The following is a 17,676-nucleotide window of genomic DNA, read 5'->3' as shown; positions in this document are numbered from 1 at the left end:
AAGACGCCCCATCCGGGCCTGTGTATTATTTCTCCATGAGCAGCATCCTTAAATTTCCCAGGCTTTCCTTGCTCCTCGCCCTCCTCGTCACCGGCGTCGCCGTGAGCTGTGGCGGCAAGAACGACGGCGACGGTTCGTCCCAGGGCTCCGGCGGCATCGGCGGCAGCGGTGGGAGCGGTGGCGCGGGCGGCAGCGGCGCCGGCTCCGGTTCGGGCTCCGGCTTCGGCGAAGGCGGCGCGGGGCTCGACTTCGCCGGCTCGCACAACTCGAGCGGCACGGACGGCGGCGGCGGCGGCGCATGCCAACAGCTCGACATCACGTTCGAGCCGCAGACGCCGACCGTGATGATCGTCGTCGATCGCTCGGGCAGCATGTACGGCAGCGGCTTCTGGGATCCGCTCAAGACTGCGGTGCTCAGCGTCGTCGACGGGCTGCAGGACAGGGTGCGCTTCGGCTTCGTGACGTTCACCGGGATCGAGAACATGCAGTGCCCGCTGCTCGCCAGGGCCGACGGCATCGCCCTCAACCACCACGCCGCCATTTCCGCCGCCTACAACGAGGCCTCCACGGTGCCGCCCGGCAAGCTCGAGACGCCCACCGCCATGACGTTCAACGAGACGGTCGTCCCGGAGCTCCTCGCGTTCCCGGAGCCTGGCCCCAAGTACATCCTGTTCGTCACCGACGGCGAGCCCGATCGCTGCGACGACGTGGCGGCCGTGTGCGCGCGCGACGACGTCGTCGGCGCGGTGCAGGACGCCTACGAGCAGGGCATCGGCACGTTCGTCTTCGGCCTCGGATCGGGCGCGCTCGCGCAGCACCTGCAGGACGTGGCGAACGCCGGCGCGGGCCAGCCCGTCCAGCGGCCCCAGAGCGGCACGAACGAGGATTGCTTCGCCGGCGCAGGCACCTACGCCAACGCCGGCGGCACCGCCACGTACTACACGCCGGACCCCACCGACGCGTCCGCCCTGGAGGACGAGCTCAACGCGGCCATCGCCGGCGTCAAGAGCTGCACGTTCGACCTCCAGGGCTCGATCGAGGTCGACCTCCGCAACGCGTCGCTCGGCCAGGTGCTCCTCGACGGCACGCCCGTGCCCTACGACGCGCAGAACGGCTGGACCATGGAGAGCGCCACCCGGCTCACCCTCGTCGGCGACGCCTGCGAGCGGCTCAAGGACGCGCAGGAGATCTCGTTCGACTTCCCCTGCGAGATCCTCGTCCCTCAGTGAACATGCGCCGGCGCGCGCCAGCGCGCGCCGCCCCTTTTCCGCGCCACAGGCCGGCGCTTTTGCTAAAGGCGAAGGCCAGCTCGACCCATGACCAGGATCAGCGCGCGAGAGCTCGCCGGCACGAGCGGCCCCTTCGGCCGCGGCACGCCGGTGGTGCGCCCCGCGGAGGTGCCGGAGGGTTCGGTCGTCACCGTGCTGCGCGTGCCGCCGGAGTCGGCCGGCATGCGGCTCGACCGGTTCGTACAGACCCAGCTCAAGCGGACGAGCCGCACGCGCGCCGCCGAGATCGTCGCCCGCGGCGCCTACTCGCCCGAGGCGCGGCGCCTGCGCGGCAGCGATCGCGTCCGGCCGGAGCAGTGCATCCTCCTCTGGCGCGAGCCATGGGACGAGCAGGCGCCCGACACCCCGATCCCGGTCCTTCACGAGGACGGCGCGCTGCTCGCCATCGACAAGCCGGCGGGCCTGCCGGTGCACCCCACGGCGCGGTACCACAAGAGCACCGTGATCAAGATGATGGAGGCCGCGCGCCCCGACGAGCGGCTGTTCCTGGCCCACCGGCTCGACCGGGAGACGAGCGGCGTGCTGCTGCTCTGCCGCACGCCCGAGGCCGACCGGACCGTGAAGGCGCAGTTCGAGGAGCGCACCGGCGTCGTCAAGCGCTACACCGCGATCGCCTGGGGCTGGCCCGAGCACGATACGTTCCGGGTCGAGCTGCCGCTCGAGCTCGACGACGCGAGCCGCTACAAGGTCAAGATGCGGGTCGCGCTGCCGGGCCGCGGCCTCGCGTCGGCCACCGCGTGCGAGGTGCTGGGCCGCCGCGCCGATCCCCTCACTGGCCGGCGCTACGCGCTCGTCCGCTGCACGCTCGAGACCGGCCGGCAGCACCAGATCCGGGTCCACCTCGCGGCGAGCGGCCTGCCGCTCGTCGGCGACAAGCTCTACGGCCCGGACGAGGCCATGTTCGCGCGCGGCGCCGACGGCGTGCTCACCGACGACGACCGCCGCGCGCTCGAGCTCGATCGTCACGCCCTCCACGCCGCGCGCCTGGAGCTCACGCACCCGATGACAGGCGAACGCGTGCGCATCGAGGCGCCGCTCTCGGACGATCTGCGCACCTTCTGGGACGCGCTCGACGCGTGATCCACGCGGAAGGCGGAGGATCCATCGCGGGTCACCCCTCCGCTCGTGTGTGTGCGGGGTGACGCTTGCGGGACGCGATGACACCGGTGGGCGAGGCGGCGCCTGCGGCGCGCCATGGACGCTGCAGACCGGAGCCCCGCGCGAGCGCGCTCGAGCGCCTGCGGATCTTGTGCCGAAGTGCCGACTTACGTACGATGGCCGAGATGACGCGTGCGCGAGACGACCTCGAGGCGCTGCGGGATCCAGCGCTCCGGTCCACACCGCTCGAGGCCGAGAGCACCGCCCAGAGCACGACATCGGGGCCGGTGCCTGGTCCGGGAGGGACGATGCAGGACGCGGCGGCGCCCTCTCCAGGAGAGCCTGCCGGCGCCGGAGAGCCGCAGCAGGCGGGCCCGGAGCAGATCGCAGCGGCCTCGTCGGCCGGCGCCGCGCCGCTGCAGGCCGACCCGCGGGCCCGGGGCGACGAGAGCCTGGATCGGGAGCGCTACGAGCGGTACGCGATGCCGGCGAGCGACCTGCCCGCGGCCAACGTGCAGGCCTTTCGCGGCGACGCGAGCGGGGTGCTCGCGATCGTCCGGCGCGCCGTGCAGTCCGTCACGCGCGATCCGGCGCGCCACCGGCGCCGGCTGCCGAAGTCCCGCTTCGACACGATCCGCAGCTTGCCGGAGCTCGCGATGGCGCTCGACTACGCGGTGACGCGCATGCAGCCCGAGAGCGCGCCGCCGCCCGAGGTCGTCGAGAAGCTCGATCTGCTCTACGGCGTGCTGCGCCCGACGATCGCCACCGCCGAGGTGTACTTCCCGCGCAGCATCGTCCCCGAGACCTTCGGCATCGTCCGGCGCGCGCTCGTCGCCGGCGATCCAGCGAGCGCGACGGCCACCATCACCAACCTCATCCTGGACCGGTGGAGCCACGTGCAGAGCCGGATCCCGATCACGAGGGAGGAGCTGACGCAGCTGAACAGCACCGCGAAGTGGCTGCTCAGCAACACGCGCCCGCCGGAGCGGCTCGACTCGAGGGACATCCGCGATCGGCTGTGGTCGCTCCTGCGCGAGCGCTACGAGCAGCTGCGGGCGATCGCTCAGGAGGTCTCGGGCGACGACTCGCGGGAGTACGCGCCCGAGCGGCTCGCGGCCGATTGATCCAGCGCGCGGGGCCGCCCCGGCGCGGCGCGGAAGCCCGGCCAGGTCCGGACGGACATCCGGGGGGCGGGGCGGGTGTACCGCCCCGCAGGCCCGATCTACGCTGCCGACATGCAGGAGCTCCGCAAGACGACCTGTAACCGCGACTGCCCCGACGCCTGCAGCATCGTGGCCACCGTGGAGGACGGCCGCGTCGTGCGCCTCGGCGGCGACCCGGACCACCCGATCACGCGGGGCTTCCTCTGCTACCGCACGTCGCGCTTCCTGGAGACCCAGTACTCGCCCGAGCGGCTGACGACGCCGCTGCTCCGCAAGGGCGGCGAGCTCACGCCCGTCTCCTGGGAGGAAGCGCTCGACACCGCGGCCGAGCAGCTCCTCACGATCCGGCGCGAGTCCGGTCCGGCCGCGATCTTCCATTACCGGAGCGGCGGCTCGCTCGGGATGCTCACGGGGATCGCCGACGCGTTCTTCGCGCGGTTCGGGCCGGTCACGGTCAAGCGCGGCGACATCTGCTCCGGCGCGGGCGACGCCGCGCAGCTCGCCGATTTCGGGGAGGAGGACAGCCATGACCTCGCCGATCTCCGGAGCGCCCGGCACATCCTCCTCTGGGGCAAGAACGTCTTCACCTCGAGCCCTCACACGCTCCCGGTGCTGCGCGAGGCGAAGGCGCGCGGCGCGGAGCTCGTGCTCATCGATCCGGTGCACCACAGGACGGCGTCGCTCTGCGGGGCGTTCTACCAGCCGCGCCCCGGCGGCGACTTCGCGCTCGCGATGGCCGTCGCGCGCGTGCTCTTCGACGAGGGGTGGGCCGACCCGCGCGCCGCGGACTACTGTGATCACCTCGACGCTTTCCGCGCGCTCGCGCGCCGGAGCTCGGTCGCCGCGTGGTGCCGCGAGGCCGACGTGCCCGAGCGCGCGGCCCTGGACCTCGCGCGCCGCCTCGCCGAGAGGCCCACGGCGATCCTCGTGGGCTGGGGCATGGGCCGGCGCACCACGGGCGGTGCGATCGTGCGCGCCCTCGACGCGCTGGGGGCGGTGAGCGGGAACCTCGGCATCCCGGGCGGCGGCGTCTCGTTCTATTTCAAGCGGCGCCGCGCGTTCGACCTCTCGCCGTTCGAGGGCGAGCGCCCGGCGCCCCGCACCGTCTGCGAGCCCCTGCTCGGGCGCGAGGTGCTCGGGATGAGCGACCCGCCGATCCGCGCCGTCTGGGTGACCGCGGGCAACCCGGTCGCGATGCTGCCCGAGTCCGACACCGTCGCGGAGGCGCTCCGGACGCGTGAGTTCGTCGTCGTGGTCGACTCCTTCCTCACGGACACGGCGCGGATCGCCCACCTCGTGCTGCCCACGACGACGCTCCTCGAGGCGGACGACGTGGTCGGCGCCTACGGCCACCATTACCTCGGCGTCGCCACGCCCGTGGTCCCGCCCCCGGCCGGGGTGAAGGCCGATCTCGAGATCATGCAGGCGCTCGCGCGGCGCGTGGGCCTCGGCGGCGTGCTCGACGGCAGCGCCCGCGACTGGAAGCGGCGGGTCACCGAGCCCAGGCTCGCGCCGCTCGGCGTCACGCTCGAGACGCTGGAGCGCGGGCCGGTGCGCAACCCGCTGGCGCCGAAGGTGCTGTTCGAGGACCGCAAGTTCCCGACCCCGAGCGGCCGGGTCAACCTCATCACCGAGGCGCCCGAGGAGCGCGTGGATCCCGACGCGAGCGAATTCCCGCTGCTGCTCATGGCGCTCTCCACCGAGAAGTCCCAGTCGTCGCAGTGGGCGCGACCCCAGCACGGTCCGGCCGTCGTCACGGTCCACCCGGACGCGGCCGGCGGCGTGCCCGACGGCGGCGCCTGCCGGATCACGTCGCGCGTCGGCTCCATGACGGCGCTGCTCCGCCACGATCCTGCCCAGCGCCGCGACGTCGCGCTCCTCCCGAAGGGAGGCCACCTCCGGGACGGCCGCTGCGCCAACGCGCTGATCACCGCGCGCACCACTGACATCGGCGAGGGCGGCGCGCTCTACGAGGAGCGGGTGCGCGTCGAGCCGATCGACCCGCCGGCGCCCCTGCCCTAGCGCGCGGCGCGCGGTCGCGCGGTCGCGCGCGCGGCGGACGGAGCTCACGGCGCGGGCGCGACGAGGCGCGGGCTCCGGTAGGGCCACGCCGTACCCGCGAGATCTGCTGGCCCGCTCGGCCGGCGGTCTCTTACGCTCGCGCGATGGCGAGAGAGCTGCCTGCAAGGTTCGGGATCACACCGCACGCGGCGCGCCGCATGGCGAACCGGCAGATCGCGCTCGGCGGGGTGATGGCGGTGCTCGGCGCGGGAGTGAGCGCGATGGGGCTCGGCAGCGTCGCGGCCGGGCTGCCGTTCGGGATGGCCGGCGCGCTCATCATAGCGATCGGGCTCCGCACCCGCTCGATGAGCGTCGCCGTGCAGGTCGTCAACAAGGCGTACAACCTCGCGGCTTCCGGCCAGCGCGAGGACGCCGCCGAGCTGCTCGACTACGCGGAAGAGACGTGCCGCTCGCGCTACGTCCTGCGCGTCATCGACGTCCAGCGCGCGCTCGCTGCCATGCAGCGCGGCGATCTCGCGGGCGCGCTCGTCCGCGCCGACGCTGCGGTGACCCGCCGCACCGACCCGCTCGCCTTTCACCTGGAGCACGCGACGATCGCCGCGGCGCGCTCACTGAGGGCCCTGCTCCGCGCCTCGACGGGCGATCGCGACGGCGCCGCGGCGGACATCGAGATCGTGCGCGCGAGCGCCCTCGCGTCGCCCGAGGTGCTCGCCCGCGCGGAGCTCGCGGCCGCGGTGCTCCTGGAGCGCTCGGGCGACAGGGAGGCGCTGCGGGCGCACCTGCTCCGCGAACGCAGCCTCCTCGTCGAGCACACGCGCCCGCGCGAGCGCGCCCTCGTCCGGGCGTACCAGCGCATGCTGAAGGCGAAGGCGAGCTCGGTCTACCGCACCGGCGCGAAGCGGGAGCCGGAGGCCGGAGGCGAGCTCTCGGCGGCGGACTGGGCGGCGCGCATCTCGCCCGAGGCGGCGCCGTTCATGCGCGCCCCCGCGCTGGCAGCGGGCGGGGTGGAGGAGCTGTCGCGCGCGGAGGTGGACCGCGCCGACGCCTCCGCGCGCGCCGCCGCGGAGGGGCGCGCCGGGAGCAACCGCCAGCCGGTGGCGAAGGCGGCACGCCGCATTTTGCTTCTGTGGTTGGCCCTGGTGATGGTGTTCCTGGGGGTGTGGCAGCTCTTGAACTCCGATCAGGCGCCGCGGGTGGCGCCCGAGGTCGAGCGTCTGCCAGCGGAGCCGATCTTCGGACCGCTCGCGATCGTCCTGGCATTTCCGGTCTTCTTCATCGTGATGCTCGTCGGTGCGGTGCTGGTGAACGCGGTGCGCACGCGCAAGCTCTCGCAGCGCTTCGTGGCCGCCCAGGTCGCGATCGCGAAGGGCGAGGCGCAGCGCGGGAAGGCTGAGCTCGAGGCCCTCACGCGGACCAAGGCGCCCGCGGCCGCGGCGCAGGCGTACCTCGCGCTCGCCGAGCTGTCGGACCGGCAAGGGGAGCTGCTCGCGGCGCTCGCGGCGTGCGAGGCGGGGCTCGCGCGGCTGAACACCGACGCGGCGCGCGCGATGGCGGCGGACATCCTGCTGCCTGCGCTCCTGGCCGAGCGCGCGTTCGTGTTCGCGGCGATGGGCCGGAGCGCCGACGCGCGCGCCGAGATGGCGCTGCTCGCCGAGCGGTATGCGTCGTACCCGTTCCTGGAGAGGGCCAGGCTGCGGGTGGCGCTGGCCCTGCGGACACGGGAGGGCGACATCGCCGGGGCGGCGCGCCTCACCGAGCGGGACGCGGACCTGCCGCTCAACGCGCGCGACGAGCTGCTCGCCGACGTGTGCCGCGCGGCGGCGAGCCCGGGCACCGCGGGCGCTGGCGAGGTGGAGCGGCTCCGCGAGGAGCTGCGGCTCGACGCCGCGAGCCGGCGCTGGCTCTCGGCGATCGCGCCGGCGGCGCTCGCGGCGTTCGAGCGCCTGAGGGAGCAAGGCGACGCCGAGGCGCTCGCCGGGGCCGAGGCCCTCGCGGAGACCGAGGCGCTCGCGGAGGCCGAGGCCCTCGCGGAGCACGCCGGGGTGCGCCCGCGGGACGCCGGGGCGGCGTGAGCGCCGCGGCGCCGCGGCGTGGGAGCGGCCTCAGGCGCAGCTACGGGCGCAGATCCTCGCGCCGGACGAGCGCGGCGCCCGATCGATCATCCGCGGCGCGCGCGTCGCCGCTCAGTCTTCTCGATCAGGCGCCCGCATCGGCTCCCTCGGCCTGGTCCGCTCGGGGGGCGCGGCGGCCGAGCCCTCCACGGCGTCGCCGATCTCGCGCGCCACGTCCTCCACGGTGCGCAGGCTGATCCTCCCGGCGAGCACCAGGGTCGCGCCGATCTCGCTGCAGTCGATGGGATCCAGCCGCACCGGCGACGCGAACGCGTTGACGGCCGCCATCTGCCCGGCGGCGTAATCGAGGCGCGCGCCGAACACGAGATCGCCGTACCGTGTATAGGAGACCAACCCGAGCGACGCGTGGGCGCCGCTCATCCGCTCGAAGAAGAGCTTCGACTCGGCGGACATGGGGCCTCGCAGGCTCGACAGCGCGTTGAAATCGGAGGCGACGCCGCCCACGACGCTGAGATCGCGCGTGAGGAACACCTCGGCGCCGAGCCCGACGTTGACGATGGGCGCCGCCGCCTCGACGATGTCGAGGCGGCCCCGCGCCCGGCTCGTCACCGCGCCCCCGGCGATCGCGATCTCCTCACGATCGGCGGCGATCCGCGCGAACTCGCGCTGGCCCATGTAGAAGAAGCCGTCGAGCTCCAGCCGCAGCCTGCTCCACTCCGCGCTCGCGCCGACCGCGACGCGGGCTGGAGAGGGGGCCACGAACTCCCCTTCACCGGCCCAGTAGCGCGCCGCCGCCGTCCCGTCGGCGCGCGTGTCGACGTAGCTCGCGTCCAGGGAGTCGACGGCATGAACGCTGGGCGTCCGCAGGCTGATCCCGGCCGAGAACACCCGGTTCAGCCGGTACGTGACGCCGATGTGCGCGAGAAGGTCCCATGAATCGCCCGAGAGCGCGGCCTGGTAGGTCGCGCTGCTCGCCGAGCCCGCGCTGGTGTCCTCCACGAGGCTGGCGACGCCGAGCGAGCTCGTGTAGCGGGTGCGCACGAGCGAGAGCGAGGCGCCCACGGCGAGGCGCGAGGTGGCGCTGTAGCTCCACGAAGGACCGGCGCTGAAGCGACCCCACGCGTAGCGGAGCGCCTGCGCCTGGCTCACGCGCCGCGAGGCGGACTCCCCCGAGAATCGCAGCGCGTCGAACCCGAACTCGTTCTCCTCCGTCTTGCCGAGGCAGGCGGCGACGACCTGTCGGCCGACCCGCACCCGCGTCGAATCCGCGCCTCGTGCGCCGCTCTTCCAGTTGAAGAAATAGCATGTCGCGTCGGGGAGGCTGTCCAGCCCATGATCGCTCACCGACGTGCGATCGAGCCGGAGATCGCCGTACAGGCCGGGGTCGACCGGACCTGGCTGGTGCCACCGTTGCAGTGTGCGGTGCGCGTAGCGGAAGAACGCCGACGAGAACGCGATGTTCCGGTCCTCGATTCGGACGATCGTGGCCGGGTTCAGGAAGGGCGCGGCGCCGTCGACGCCCAGCACGACCCCCGTGCCCCCCAGGAGCGCCGATCGCCCGCCGAGGAGCGCGGATTCGTACCTTCCCTGCGCGCGCGCCGCGTCTCCGCCGAGCGTCCCGAGCAGCGCGCTGGCGAGGCCGAGCAGCGCTCGGCGCGCTCCGGAGCTGCGAACCAGGGCGCGCGGGCTCGGCATGGCAGGCGCCAGCATGGATCACGGCGCCGTCGCCGCAATGGCGGCAGCGCCCGCCCGCCCACGGCCCCCTCCCGAGGCGACGTGCTCCTGCCCCATCCTCGCCCGCCGCGCCGCGTGTCCCTGCGACGCCGCCCCGCGGTCTCTCTTGAGTCGCCGTTGGAGGGGGCGAGAAGTAAACTGCAAGGGATGTCTGATCCGCTTCGCAGAGATGGGTCCGCCATGCCCGTGCCGCCCCTCGCCCCGCTGAAGGTCGTTGATCTCGAGGACGAGCGGCTAAGACGCTTGAACGCCCTCGGGCATTTTCTGGACAACTCCATCCGTATCCCTGGAGTCGGCTACCGGGTCGGCTACGACGCCGTGATCGGGTTGATCCCTGGGGTCGGCGATCTCATCGGTTTCGCGCTCTCGATTTACATCGTGCTCGCGGCGACGCGTTACCGTCTCCCCGCCTCCGCGGTGCTGCGCATGGTGCTCAACGTGGGCCTCGAGACGCTGCTCGGCACGGTCCCTCTCGTCGGCGATCTCTTCGATGCGACCTACAAGGCGAACGCGCGCAACCTCGACCTGCTGCGCGCCCACCTCGCAGCGCGAACGCAGGGCGGCGCGCCGCCCTCCAATCTTCGTTTCTACGCCGGCCTGTTCCTGGCGCTGGCAGGCATCCTCGCCCTGGCAGCTCTCATGCTCTTCTCGCTGACAAGAGCGCTACAGACCCTCTTCGGCTCCTGACGCCCCCTCTCCTCACTTCTCTGCGACCGACGCCCCCTCTCCTCACTTCTCTGCGACGGACGCCCCCTCTCCTCACTTCTCTGCGACGGACGCCCCCCCGAGTCCTTCTCCGCAACGAACGCCACCCGAGCGGGGTGCACCCGCACAGGAGACGGGCCCAGATCGGCGTTTTCGGCGCGCAGGCGTACTCTTGTACGCCGAGCACCGAAAACGTCGAGGTGGGCCCGTATCCGAAGCGGGTGCGCCCCGCTCAGTCGCGGGAGCTGATGAAGAGGCGGAGCACGTGCCAGAACAGCATGGCGACCGACGCGAAGAGCTCGAGCGCGGCGCCGACGTACCGGTCCTCGGGGAAGTGGTGCAGGATGTTCGACGTGTCGTACAGGATGGCGGCCCCAGCGAACGCGACCATGGCGACGCTGAAGAAGGTGCCGAGCTGGAAGCCGAACAGCGCGCCTGCCGCGATGAGGACGAGCGCGCAGATGGCGCCCCAGCGCAGGAGAGCCCCAAGGAACGAGAAATCCTTGCGGGTCACGAACGCGATCGCGGTGAGCCCGGCGAAGCCGGCCATCGTGGCGAGCCCAGCGCTCTGGATCGCGCCAGGAGCGACCATGTCCGCGATGTAGAGCAGCGGCACGAAGACGATCGCCTGGGCGAGCACGAAGCCGCCGAGCGCGGCGTACTGCGCCGGCTTCGATACCGACGTGTGCGCCGCGCGGCTGGCCAGCCAGCTCACGAGCATGAACGCCCCGAGAACCAGCAGCCAGCTCGTGCCCATCATCGCCCTGGCGATGACCGAGGCGACGCCGGTCTTGAACAGCGCGACCTCGATCGCAGCGAAGAGTACGATCGCACCGAACAGGTGGTTGTACGTTCGCACGATGAAGCGCTCGCGCGACTCGGCACCGGCGCGGAGCACCGACGAGCGGGTCCCGTATCCTACGTAGTTCTGGTCCATGTTCCCTCTCTGGTAGACCTCGACTCTAGCACGTCAAGCACGCCGCATGCCCGCGGCGAGGCGGCCGGGGGACGAGGCGCAGCGCCACGACGCCGCGAGCGCCGGCGCCTGTGCAGGGGCCCTCCGCCGCTCGCCGGCTCGGGAAAGCCGGCCGGCCCGCGGGTCCCCCACGGCACCGCTCAGGGCCCCCCGGAGCCGGCGGCGCCCGCCGCACGATGATGGAAATGCGGACGTCGCGCCCTGCGTCCTGTCGAAGTCTCCTGGAAGAAGGGATTAAATCCCCTTCGGGATCTTGTCGAGGTCCACCTGGGAGAGCGCATGCCGGATCAGCGCGCTCCTGTTGGCCTTGGTCATCCCGCGCGCCTTGAGCGAGCTGACCATCTCGTCCAGCCGCTCGAGATCCTCGGTGTACATCGAGATACAGATGACCTTGTAGTGCTGCGGTCGCTCCGGCGCCGGCGCAGCACCCGGCTCGGATGCGGCGCCGCTCGTCCGGGCCTTCGCGCGCACGCGAGGCGCTTCCGCGGACGTATAGAACGCCCCGGACAAAACACCTTCCACTTCGTCGCGATCGAGCAGCGCCCGCGCGGCGCCCCCGAGATCGCCTTCGCTTTTCATTGCTTCCTCCAGCTCCCCTGCCCGGTCGAGGCTCCGCGACTGCGGGCCCTTCATTCAGCGAACCCCCGCATCCGCGGGTCCCTTCATCCAGCGGGACTCCGCGTCCGCGGGTCCCTTCATCCAGCGGGACTCCGCGTCCGCGGGTCCCTTCACGCCCCCGCCGCCGCGGCGCCCGGCCGCTCGGTGGCCGCGTCCCCCCGGTCGACGCTCCACGCTGTCCCCTCGCGCGCCGCCCCTGCCTCGGGGCCCGCCGTGCCGCGCTCGCGGCTCTCGATGATGCAATCGACCACCGCGAGGTAGTCGTCCGCGGCAGGGGTTCCCGACGCGTACTCGAAGATCGTCTGCCCTTGCGCGGGCGCCTCCTTGACCTTGATCGCCTGCCGGATCGGCGCGAGGCAGCGCTCCCCGAAGTGCTGCTTCATCGTGCTCACCGCCTCGCGCGCGATCTTCGCGCGGCCGTCGTAGAAGGTCGGCAGCACGCCCCAGATCTGCACCGGGTGATGCAGCAGCGCGTTCACGTTCTTCACCGTCTTGATCACCTGCCGGACGCCGACGAGCGACAGATAGTCGCACGCGACCGGGACGAGCACGCTGTCGGCGAACACCAGCGCGTTCTGGTTCATCAACGACAGGCTCGGCGAGCAATCGAGCACCACGTAATCGTACTCGGCCGCCGCAGCGGAGAGGCGATCCGAGAGCACGCGGTCGCGGTTCTGGCGCCCTGCCAGGTAGAGCTCTGCCGCGGCGAGCGTCTCGTTGGACGGCAGGAGATCCAGGTTCGGTCGCACCGTCTTGGTCGCGTCCGCGACCCGGAGCCCCATCACGAGCACGTGATAGAGCGACCGCTCCGCGCCCGCGCCGAGCGAGACAGAGACGTTCCCCTGCGCGTCGGTGTCGACGAGGAGCACCCGCTTGTCGCGCGCCGCGAGCCCGGCCGCCACGCTCACGGCCGTCGTCGTCTTGCCCGTACCGCCCTTGTGGTTGAACACGGCCAGACAGCGGGGCACCCCGGCCGGGCGCTGCGGCGGCTGCGCCGGCCGCTTCGCGCCCCCCGCCGGCGACAGGGGCACCGCGACCGCGCCCTGCCCTTTGAGCTCCGCCGGGCGAGCGGCAGACGCGACCGGCGCGGCCCGCCCCGTCGCCTCGCCCTGGGCGCTCGCCCGAGCCGCCGGCGGCGCCGGCTCACCTGCCTCCACGGCGGAGCGCGACCCGCCTCCTGCCAGCGGCGCCTCGTCACCGGTCGCCGTTGCTCCCTCGGCCGGCGCCGCGGCCGCCGCCGCGATGTCGCCGAGCCGCACCCCCTTCGCCTCACGGACCAGCTGCGTCCGGCACCCCAGCGAGCACGCGTAGTGCCGGCGCCCGGCGACGTAGAGCACCTGGGACACGAGATCCGGCGGAAACCGCTTCGCGCACGCGTCGCACGTGGCGAGCGCGGCGCCGTCCTGCCCGCCGAGCTGGCTCTTTTCCAGGCATTTCTGCGAGCAGAAGAAGGAGAAGCCGCCATCCTTCTCCTCCATCTGGTACCGGAACTGGACCTCGAATCCGGTCCCGCACACGCTGCACGTCTCGCTGATTCCGCCCACAGCTCGCTCCTTCGCGCCGCGCACAGCGCTTTGCCCAGGCGCAGCGTTGACCATCATCACAGTCAAGGCGCAAAGGTCAACTTTTCTGCGAGCGTGACCCACCCTTCCGGCGCAAGGGAGGGGGAGCGCGCGCGTCCCGGAACGGAGGCGCGAGGCCGGTTCCGTGACGGGACCTCGGCGCCAGGCCAGCTCAGTGACGGAAGTGCCGGGCCCCGGTGAACACCATCGCGATCCCCGCCGCGTCGGCCGCGGCGATGACCTCCGCGTCCTTCACGCTGCCGCCAGGCTGCGCGACCGCCGTGATCCCGTGCTCCGCGGCGAGCACCACGTTGTCCGGGAACGGGAAGAACGCGTCCGACGCGAGGACGCTCCCGCGAGCCCGCTCGCCCGCCTTGCTGCAGGCGATGCGAACGCTCTCGACCCGCGACATCTGTCCGGCGCCGATCCCGACCGTCCTCCCGGGAATCGCGAGCACAATCGCGTTGGATTTCACGTGCTTGCAGACGCGCCAACCGAGATCGAGCGCCTCGATCTCCTTCTCCGCCGGCGCGCGCTTCGTCACGACCCGGCCGCCGCGCACCTCGCCGGCCGCCGAGGCATCTCGCTCCTGGACCACCAGGCCCCCGCCGACGCGCTTGAACGTCAGCTCCCGGTGATCCGCGGGCAGGAGCGCGCCGGTGGCGAGCACCCGGAGGTTCTTCTTGGTCCGGAGCACCTCCAGCGCCTCGGGCGTATAGGCGGGCGCGACCACGCACTCCAGGAACGTCTCGACGAGCACCTCGGCAGCAGCGCGGTCGACCTCGCGGTTCAGGGCGACGATCCCACCGAAGGCGCTCACGGCGTCCGCGTCGCGCGCCGTCCGGTAGGCGGCCGCGAGGCTGTCGCCCGTCGCGACGCCGCACGGGTTCGTGTGCTTCACGACCACAGCGGCGGGCTGCGTGAACTCGCGCACCGCCTCGAACGCGGCGTCCACGTCGACGAGGTTGTTGAACGAGAGCTCCTTGCCGCCCGCGCCGAGCGACTCCGCCAGCGCGAGCGACCCCGCGGCCGCGCCCCGCTCACGATAGAAGGCGCCGGACTGGTGCGGGTTCTCGCCGTACCGGAGCGGATAGGCCCGCTCGAGGGCGAGCGTGAGGAAGCGCGGATAGGCCTCGCGCTCCGCGGCGCTCGGCTCACCTTCCTCGGGGAGTGAGGAGAGGTAACCGGACACCATCCCGTCGTAGGCCGCCGTGTGCGCAAACGCCTTGGTGGCGAGCCGGCGGCGGGTGGCGCTCGACACCTCACCTTGCCTGTCGATCTCGGCGAGCACAGCATCGTAGTCGGCCGGATCGACCACCACCGCGACGCGCGCGTGGTTCTTGGCCGCGCTCCGCACCATCGACGGCCCGCCGATATCGATGTTCTCGATGATCTCGGGGTGCGTGACCCCCGGTTTCCGGACGGTCGCCTCGAAGGGATAGAGATTGCACACAACGAGATCGATCGGCGCCCCGCCGAGCCGCGCGAGGTCCTCGTCGTCGATCGCGCCGCGCATCAAGATGCCGCCGTGCACCCGCGGATGGAGCGTCTTCACCCGGCCATCCATGACCTCGGGAGAGCCGGTATAGGCCTCCACCCCGATGACCGGCACGCCGGCGTCCGCGAGCGCCCGCTGCGTCCCCCCGGTCGAGAGGATCTCCACGCCCTTCTCCGCGAGCCGCCTGGCCAGCGGGAGCAATCCCGTCTTGTCGGATACCGAAATCAGTGCGCGTCGAATCATTGCGACGCACAGCTAGTCCGTCTCTGCGGCCGCCGCCAGCCCATAGCGGGGCGCATCTTCATGCGTTACCGGCTCATCCGCGTCGTTCGGCTCGCTGCGGCGTACGTTCGCCTGCCTCGCGGCTGACCCCGGAGCGCACGAATCCGCACGCCGCTCACGCTGTCTGGCGCCGCGCTCACGCGCCGGGCGGCGCGGCCGGCGTCGGCTCGCCCGCCGCGGCCGGCGGCGCCTTGACCGGCGCCGCCTCGGTGACGAGCTCGCCGTCCCGGTACTCCAGGACGCCCTTGGGCGGCCCGAAGATCGCATAGGAGTCCGGCAGGAGGAGCGCCTCACGGAGCACGTCGTCGACGTGCTCGACGAGCACGAGCCGCAGCGCCTTCAGCACCCGCCGCGGCACGTCCCGGAGATCCTTCCGGTTCTCCTTCGGCAGGATGACGGTCGCGATGCCGCCGCGGTGGGCCGCGAGCAGCTTCTCCTTGAGCCCGCCGATCGGCATCACGCGCCCGCGCAGGGTGATCTCGCCCGTCATCGCGAGATCCCTCCGGACAGGCACCTTCATGAGCGAGCTGACGAGCGCGGTCACCATCGTGACGCCGGCGCTGGGCCCGTCCTTGCGGACGAAATCGGGGAAGTGAATGTGGATGTCGACCTTCTGATAGACGTCCGCCTCGAGCCCGAGGCGGTCGAGGCGCGAACGGACATAGCTCATCGCCGCGTGCCCGCTCTCCTCCATCCCCTTCTCCAGCAGCCCGGTGATCACGAGCTTGCCCTTGCCCGGCACCACCGTCGCCTCGGCCGGGAGCAGATCGCCCCCGACATTGGTCACGGCGAGGCCGTTCACGAGGCCCACCTCATCGCGCTCCTCGCGCCGGCCGAGCCGGTACTTCGGGACGCCGAGGTACTTCGGGATGCTCTTCGCGACGACCTCGATCGGCTTCTCCTTGCCGTCGGACACCACCCGCCTGGCCACCTTGCGGCAGACGCTCGCGATCTCGCGCTCCAGCGAGCGCACGCCGCTCTCCTTCGTGTAGTGATGGATGATCGTCCGGAGCGCGCCCTCCGTGAAGTCGAGCGACACGTCCTCGAGGCCGCACTCCTTCCGCTGCCGGGGCACGAGGTACTTCACCGCGATGTTCAGCTTCTCGAACTCCGTGTAGCCCGAGAGCTGGATGACCTCCATGCGGTCCTGGAGCGGCACCGGGATGCCAGAGAGCGTGTTCGCCGTCGTGATGAACATCACGTCGGAGAGGTCGTAATCGAGATCCAGGTAGTGGTCGTTGAACGTGTGGTTCTGCTCCGGATCGAGCACCTCGAGCAGCGCAGCCGCCGGGTCCCCTCGGAAGTCGGTCGACATCTTGTCGACCTCGTCGAGCAGGAACACGGGGTTGTTCGTCCCGACCTTCTTGAGCGACTGGATCAGCTTGCCGGGCAGCGCGCCGATGTACGTCCGCCGGTGGCCGCGGATCTCCGCCTCATCGCGCACGCCGCCGAGCGACAGCCTCACGAACTTGCGCCCCGTCGCGCGCGCGATCGACTTCGCCAGGCTCGTCTTGCCGACGCCGGGCGGCCCCACGAAGCAGAGCACCGGGCCCTTGAGCTTCTTCGTGAGCGCCTGGACCGCCAGGTACTCGAGGATCCGCTCCTTGATCTTCTTGAGGCCGTAGTGGTCCTCATCGAGGATCCGCTCGGCTTCGACGAGGTCATAACGCTCCTCGCTCTTGTCGTACCAGGGGAGCTCCAGGATCCAATCGATGTAGTTGCGCACCACGGTCGCCTCGGCGCTCGTGGGGTGCATCATCTTCAGCTTCTTGAGCTCCTTCTTGACCTTCGCGGCGGCCTCCTTGCTCATCCGCTTGGTCTTGAGGGCCTCTTCGATCTCCTGGATCTCGTTCTTGAACTCGTCGCGCTCGCCGCCACCCAGCTCCTTCTGGATGGCCTGCATCTGCTCGTTGAGATAGTATTCCTTCTGCGTCTTCTCCATCTGCTTCTTGACGCGACTCCGGATCTTCTTCTCCACCTGGAGAATCTCGATCTCGGCCTGCATCAACTCGATGAGACGCTCGAGCCGCTTCTGCGGCTCCTCCATCTCGAGCAGCGCCTGCCGGTCGGTCAGCTTGATGGTCGGCAGGTTGGCGATGATGGTGTCGGCCAGCCGCGAGGCCTCGTCGATGGCCTGCACCGCCATCAGGACCTCGGGCTGGATCTTCTTGTTGAGCTTGACGTACATCTCGAACGTCGACTGGACCGAGCGCATCAGCGCCTCGACCTCGACGCTCGCGACCGAGCTCTCGACGATCTCGTCGTATTCGATCAGGAAGTACGCATCGCTCTGGACGTAGCGGCGGATGCGCGCCCGGCGCTTGCCCTCGATGAGGACCTTGACGGTGCCGTCCGGGAGGCGGAGCAGCTGCATGATCGCGCCGACCGATCCGACGCCGAAGATGTCGTCCGGCGTCGGATCGTTCGTCTTCGCGTTGCGCTGCGCGGCGAGGAAGATCTCCTTGCCGCGGTTCATCGCCTCGTCGAGCGCGGCGATGCTGCGCTCACGCCCGACGAACAGCTGCGAGACCATGTGTGGAAAGACGATGATGTCGCGAAGCGGGAGCAACGGGACGATCCCGCGCTCGGGTGCGTTCTTGCCGCGATCACTGTCGTTCTTGAAGAACATCCGCCGTCTTTCCGGGAGTATCGGGAGG

The 17,676-nt window shown here is 71.6% G+C and carries 12 protein-coding genes; 6 read left to right on the top strand and 6 right to left on the bottom strand.

All coding sequences use genetic code 11. The features are described 5' to 3' along the window. Nucleotides 1-35 precede the first annotated feature (35 nt). The 5 genes from WME73_RS17820 to WME73_RS17800 all read left to right on the top strand — a co-directional run bounded on the left by WME73_RS17820 (nucleotide 36) and on the right by WME73_RS17800 (nucleotide 7,644). On the top strand, nucleotides 36-1,229 hold the full coding sequence (locus WME73_RS17820) for a vWA domain-containing protein (RefSeq protein WP_437746639.1): 1,194 nt from the start codon (nucleotides 36-38) through the stop codon (nucleotides 1,227-1,229). Nucleotides 1,230-1,316: 87 nt separating this feature from the next. Further along, on the top strand, nucleotides 1,317-2,369 hold the full coding sequence (locus tag WME73_RS17815) for an RluA family pseudouridine synthase (RefSeq protein ID WP_437916443.1): 1,053 nt from the start codon (nucleotides 1,317-1,319) through the stop codon (nucleotides 2,367-2,369). A 203-nt stretch (nucleotides 2,370-2,572) separates the two neighbouring features. After that, nucleotides 2,573-3,511 (top strand): hypothetical protein, encoded by a 939-nt coding sequence (locus tag WME73_RS17810; protein ID WP_437746637.1) that lies wholly within the window; start codon nucleotides 2,573-2,575, stop codon nucleotides 3,509-3,511. A gap of 111 nt (nucleotides 3,512-3,622) precedes the next feature. Further along, the gene (locus WME73_RS17805; protein WP_437916442.1) at nucleotides 3,623-5,572 is read left to right on the top strand and encodes a molybdopterin-dependent oxidoreductase; all 1,950 of its coding nucleotides are present in this window, start codon (nucleotides 3,623-3,625) and stop codon (nucleotides 5,570-5,572) included. A gap of 143 nt (nucleotides 5,573-5,715) precedes the next feature. Continuing rightward, nucleotides 5,716-7,644 (top strand): hypothetical protein, encoded by a 1,929-nt coding sequence (locus WME73_RS17800; RefSeq protein ID WP_437916441.1) that lies wholly within the window; start codon nucleotides 5,716-5,718, stop codon nucleotides 7,642-7,644. A gap of 111 nt (nucleotides 7,645-7,755) precedes the next feature. Here the strand turns inward: WME73_RS17800 and WME73_RS17795 are convergent, their stop codons facing one another. Beyond that, entirely contained in the window at nucleotides 7,756-9,339 is a 1,584-nt protein-coding gene (locus WME73_RS17795; protein WP_437916440.1) for a hypothetical protein, read from the bottom strand. Between the two features lie 219 nt (nucleotides 9,340-9,558). On the opposite strand from WME73_RS17795, the gene WME73_RS17790 reads away from it, so the two are divergent. Further along, nucleotides 9,559-10,065, top strand: a complete 507-nt coding sequence (locus WME73_RS17790) for a DUF4112 domain-containing protein (protein ID WP_437746633.1) — start codon at nucleotides 9,559-9,561, stop codon at nucleotides 10,063-10,065. 250 nt (nucleotides 10,066-10,315) lie between these two features. On the opposite strand, the gene WME73_RS17785 is transcribed toward WME73_RS17790, so the two are convergent. From WME73_RS17785 to lon, 5 genes are all read right to left on the bottom strand, one after another. Further along, nucleotides 10,316-11,020 (bottom strand): Bax inhibitor-1/YccA family protein, encoded by a 705-nt coding sequence (locus WME73_RS17785; protein ID WP_437872513.1) that lies wholly within the window; start codon nucleotides 11,018-11,020, stop codon nucleotides 10,316-10,318. Nucleotides 11,021-11,293: 273 nt separating this feature from the next. Further along, entirely contained in the window at nucleotides 11,294-11,638 is a 345-nt protein-coding gene (locus WME73_RS17780) for a hypothetical protein (RefSeq protein ID WP_437746632.1), read from the bottom strand. A 149-nt stretch (nucleotides 11,639-11,787) separates the two neighbouring features. Then, the gene (locus WME73_RS17775; protein ID WP_437916439.1) at nucleotides 11,788-13,221 is read right to left on the bottom strand and encodes a ParA family protein; all 1,434 of its coding nucleotides are present in this window, start codon (nucleotides 13,219-13,221) and stop codon (nucleotides 11,788-11,790) included. 190 nt (nucleotides 13,222-13,411) lie between these two features. Further along, nucleotides 13,412-14,980 (bottom strand): bifunctional phosphoribosylaminoimidazolecarboxamide formyltransferase/IMP cyclohydrolase, encoded by a 1,569-nt coding sequence (gene purH / locus WME73_RS17770; RefSeq protein WP_437916438.1) that lies wholly within the window; start codon nucleotides 14,978-14,980, stop codon nucleotides 13,412-13,414. 175 nt (nucleotides 14,981-15,155) lie between these two features. Then, on the bottom strand, nucleotides 15,156-17,648 hold the full coding sequence (gene lon / locus WME73_RS17765) for an endopeptidase La (protein WP_437746629.1): 2,493 nt from the start codon (nucleotides 17,646-17,648) through the stop codon (nucleotides 15,156-15,158). Between the last annotated feature and the right edge of the window lie 28 nt (nucleotides 17,649-17,676).

Source organism: Sorangium sp. So ce302 (assembly GCF_051530145.1).
Classification (GTDB): domain Bacteria; phylum Myxococcota_A; class Polyangia; order Polyangiales; family Polyangiaceae; genus Sorangium; species Sorangium cellulosum_B.
Note: the sequence above shows the minus strand (reverse complement) of the source record. Positions and strands in the feature narration are given on the sequence as shown.

Coding starts and splice junctions, on each gene's coding strand:
- WME73_RS17820 (WP_437746639.1), top strand. CDS start 36: ATGAGCAGCATCCTTAAATTTCCCAGGCTTTCCTTGCTCCTCGCCCTC.
- WME73_RS17815 (WP_437916443.1), top strand. CDS start 1,317: ATGACCAGGATCAGCGCGCGAGAGCTCGCCGGCACGAGCGGCCCCTTC.
- WME73_RS17810 (WP_437746637.1), top strand. CDS start 2,573: ATGACGCGTGCGCGAGACGACCTCGAGGCGCTGCGGGATCCAGCGCTC.
- WME73_RS17805 (WP_437916442.1), top strand. CDS start 3,623: ATGCAGGAGCTCCGCAAGACGACCTGTAACCGCGACTGCCCCGACGCC.
- WME73_RS17800 (WP_437916441.1), top strand. CDS start 5,716: ATGGCGAGAGAGCTGCCTGCAAGGTTCGGGATCACACCGCACGCGGCG.
- WME73_RS17795 (WP_437916440.1), bottom strand. CDS start 9,339: ATGCCGAGCCCGCGCGCCCTGGTTCGCAGCTCCGGAGCGCGCCGAGCG.
- WME73_RS17790 (WP_437746633.1), top strand. CDS start 9,559: ATGCCCGTGCCGCCCCTCGCCCCGCTGAAGGTCGTTGATCTCGAGGAC.
- WME73_RS17785 (WP_437872513.1), bottom strand. CDS start 11,020: ATGGACCAGAACTACGTAGGATACGGGACCCGCTCGTCGGTGCTCCGC.
- WME73_RS17780 (WP_437746632.1), bottom strand. CDS start 11,638: ATGAAAAGCGAAGGCGATCTCGGGGGCGCCGCGCGGGCGCTGCTCGAT.
- purH (WP_437916438.1), bottom strand. CDS start 14,980: ATGATTCGACGCGCACTGATTTCGGTATCCGACAAGACGGGATTGCTC.
- lon (WP_437746629.1), bottom strand. CDS start 17,648: ATGTTCTTCAAGAACGACAGTGATCGCGGCAAGAACGCACCCGAGCGC.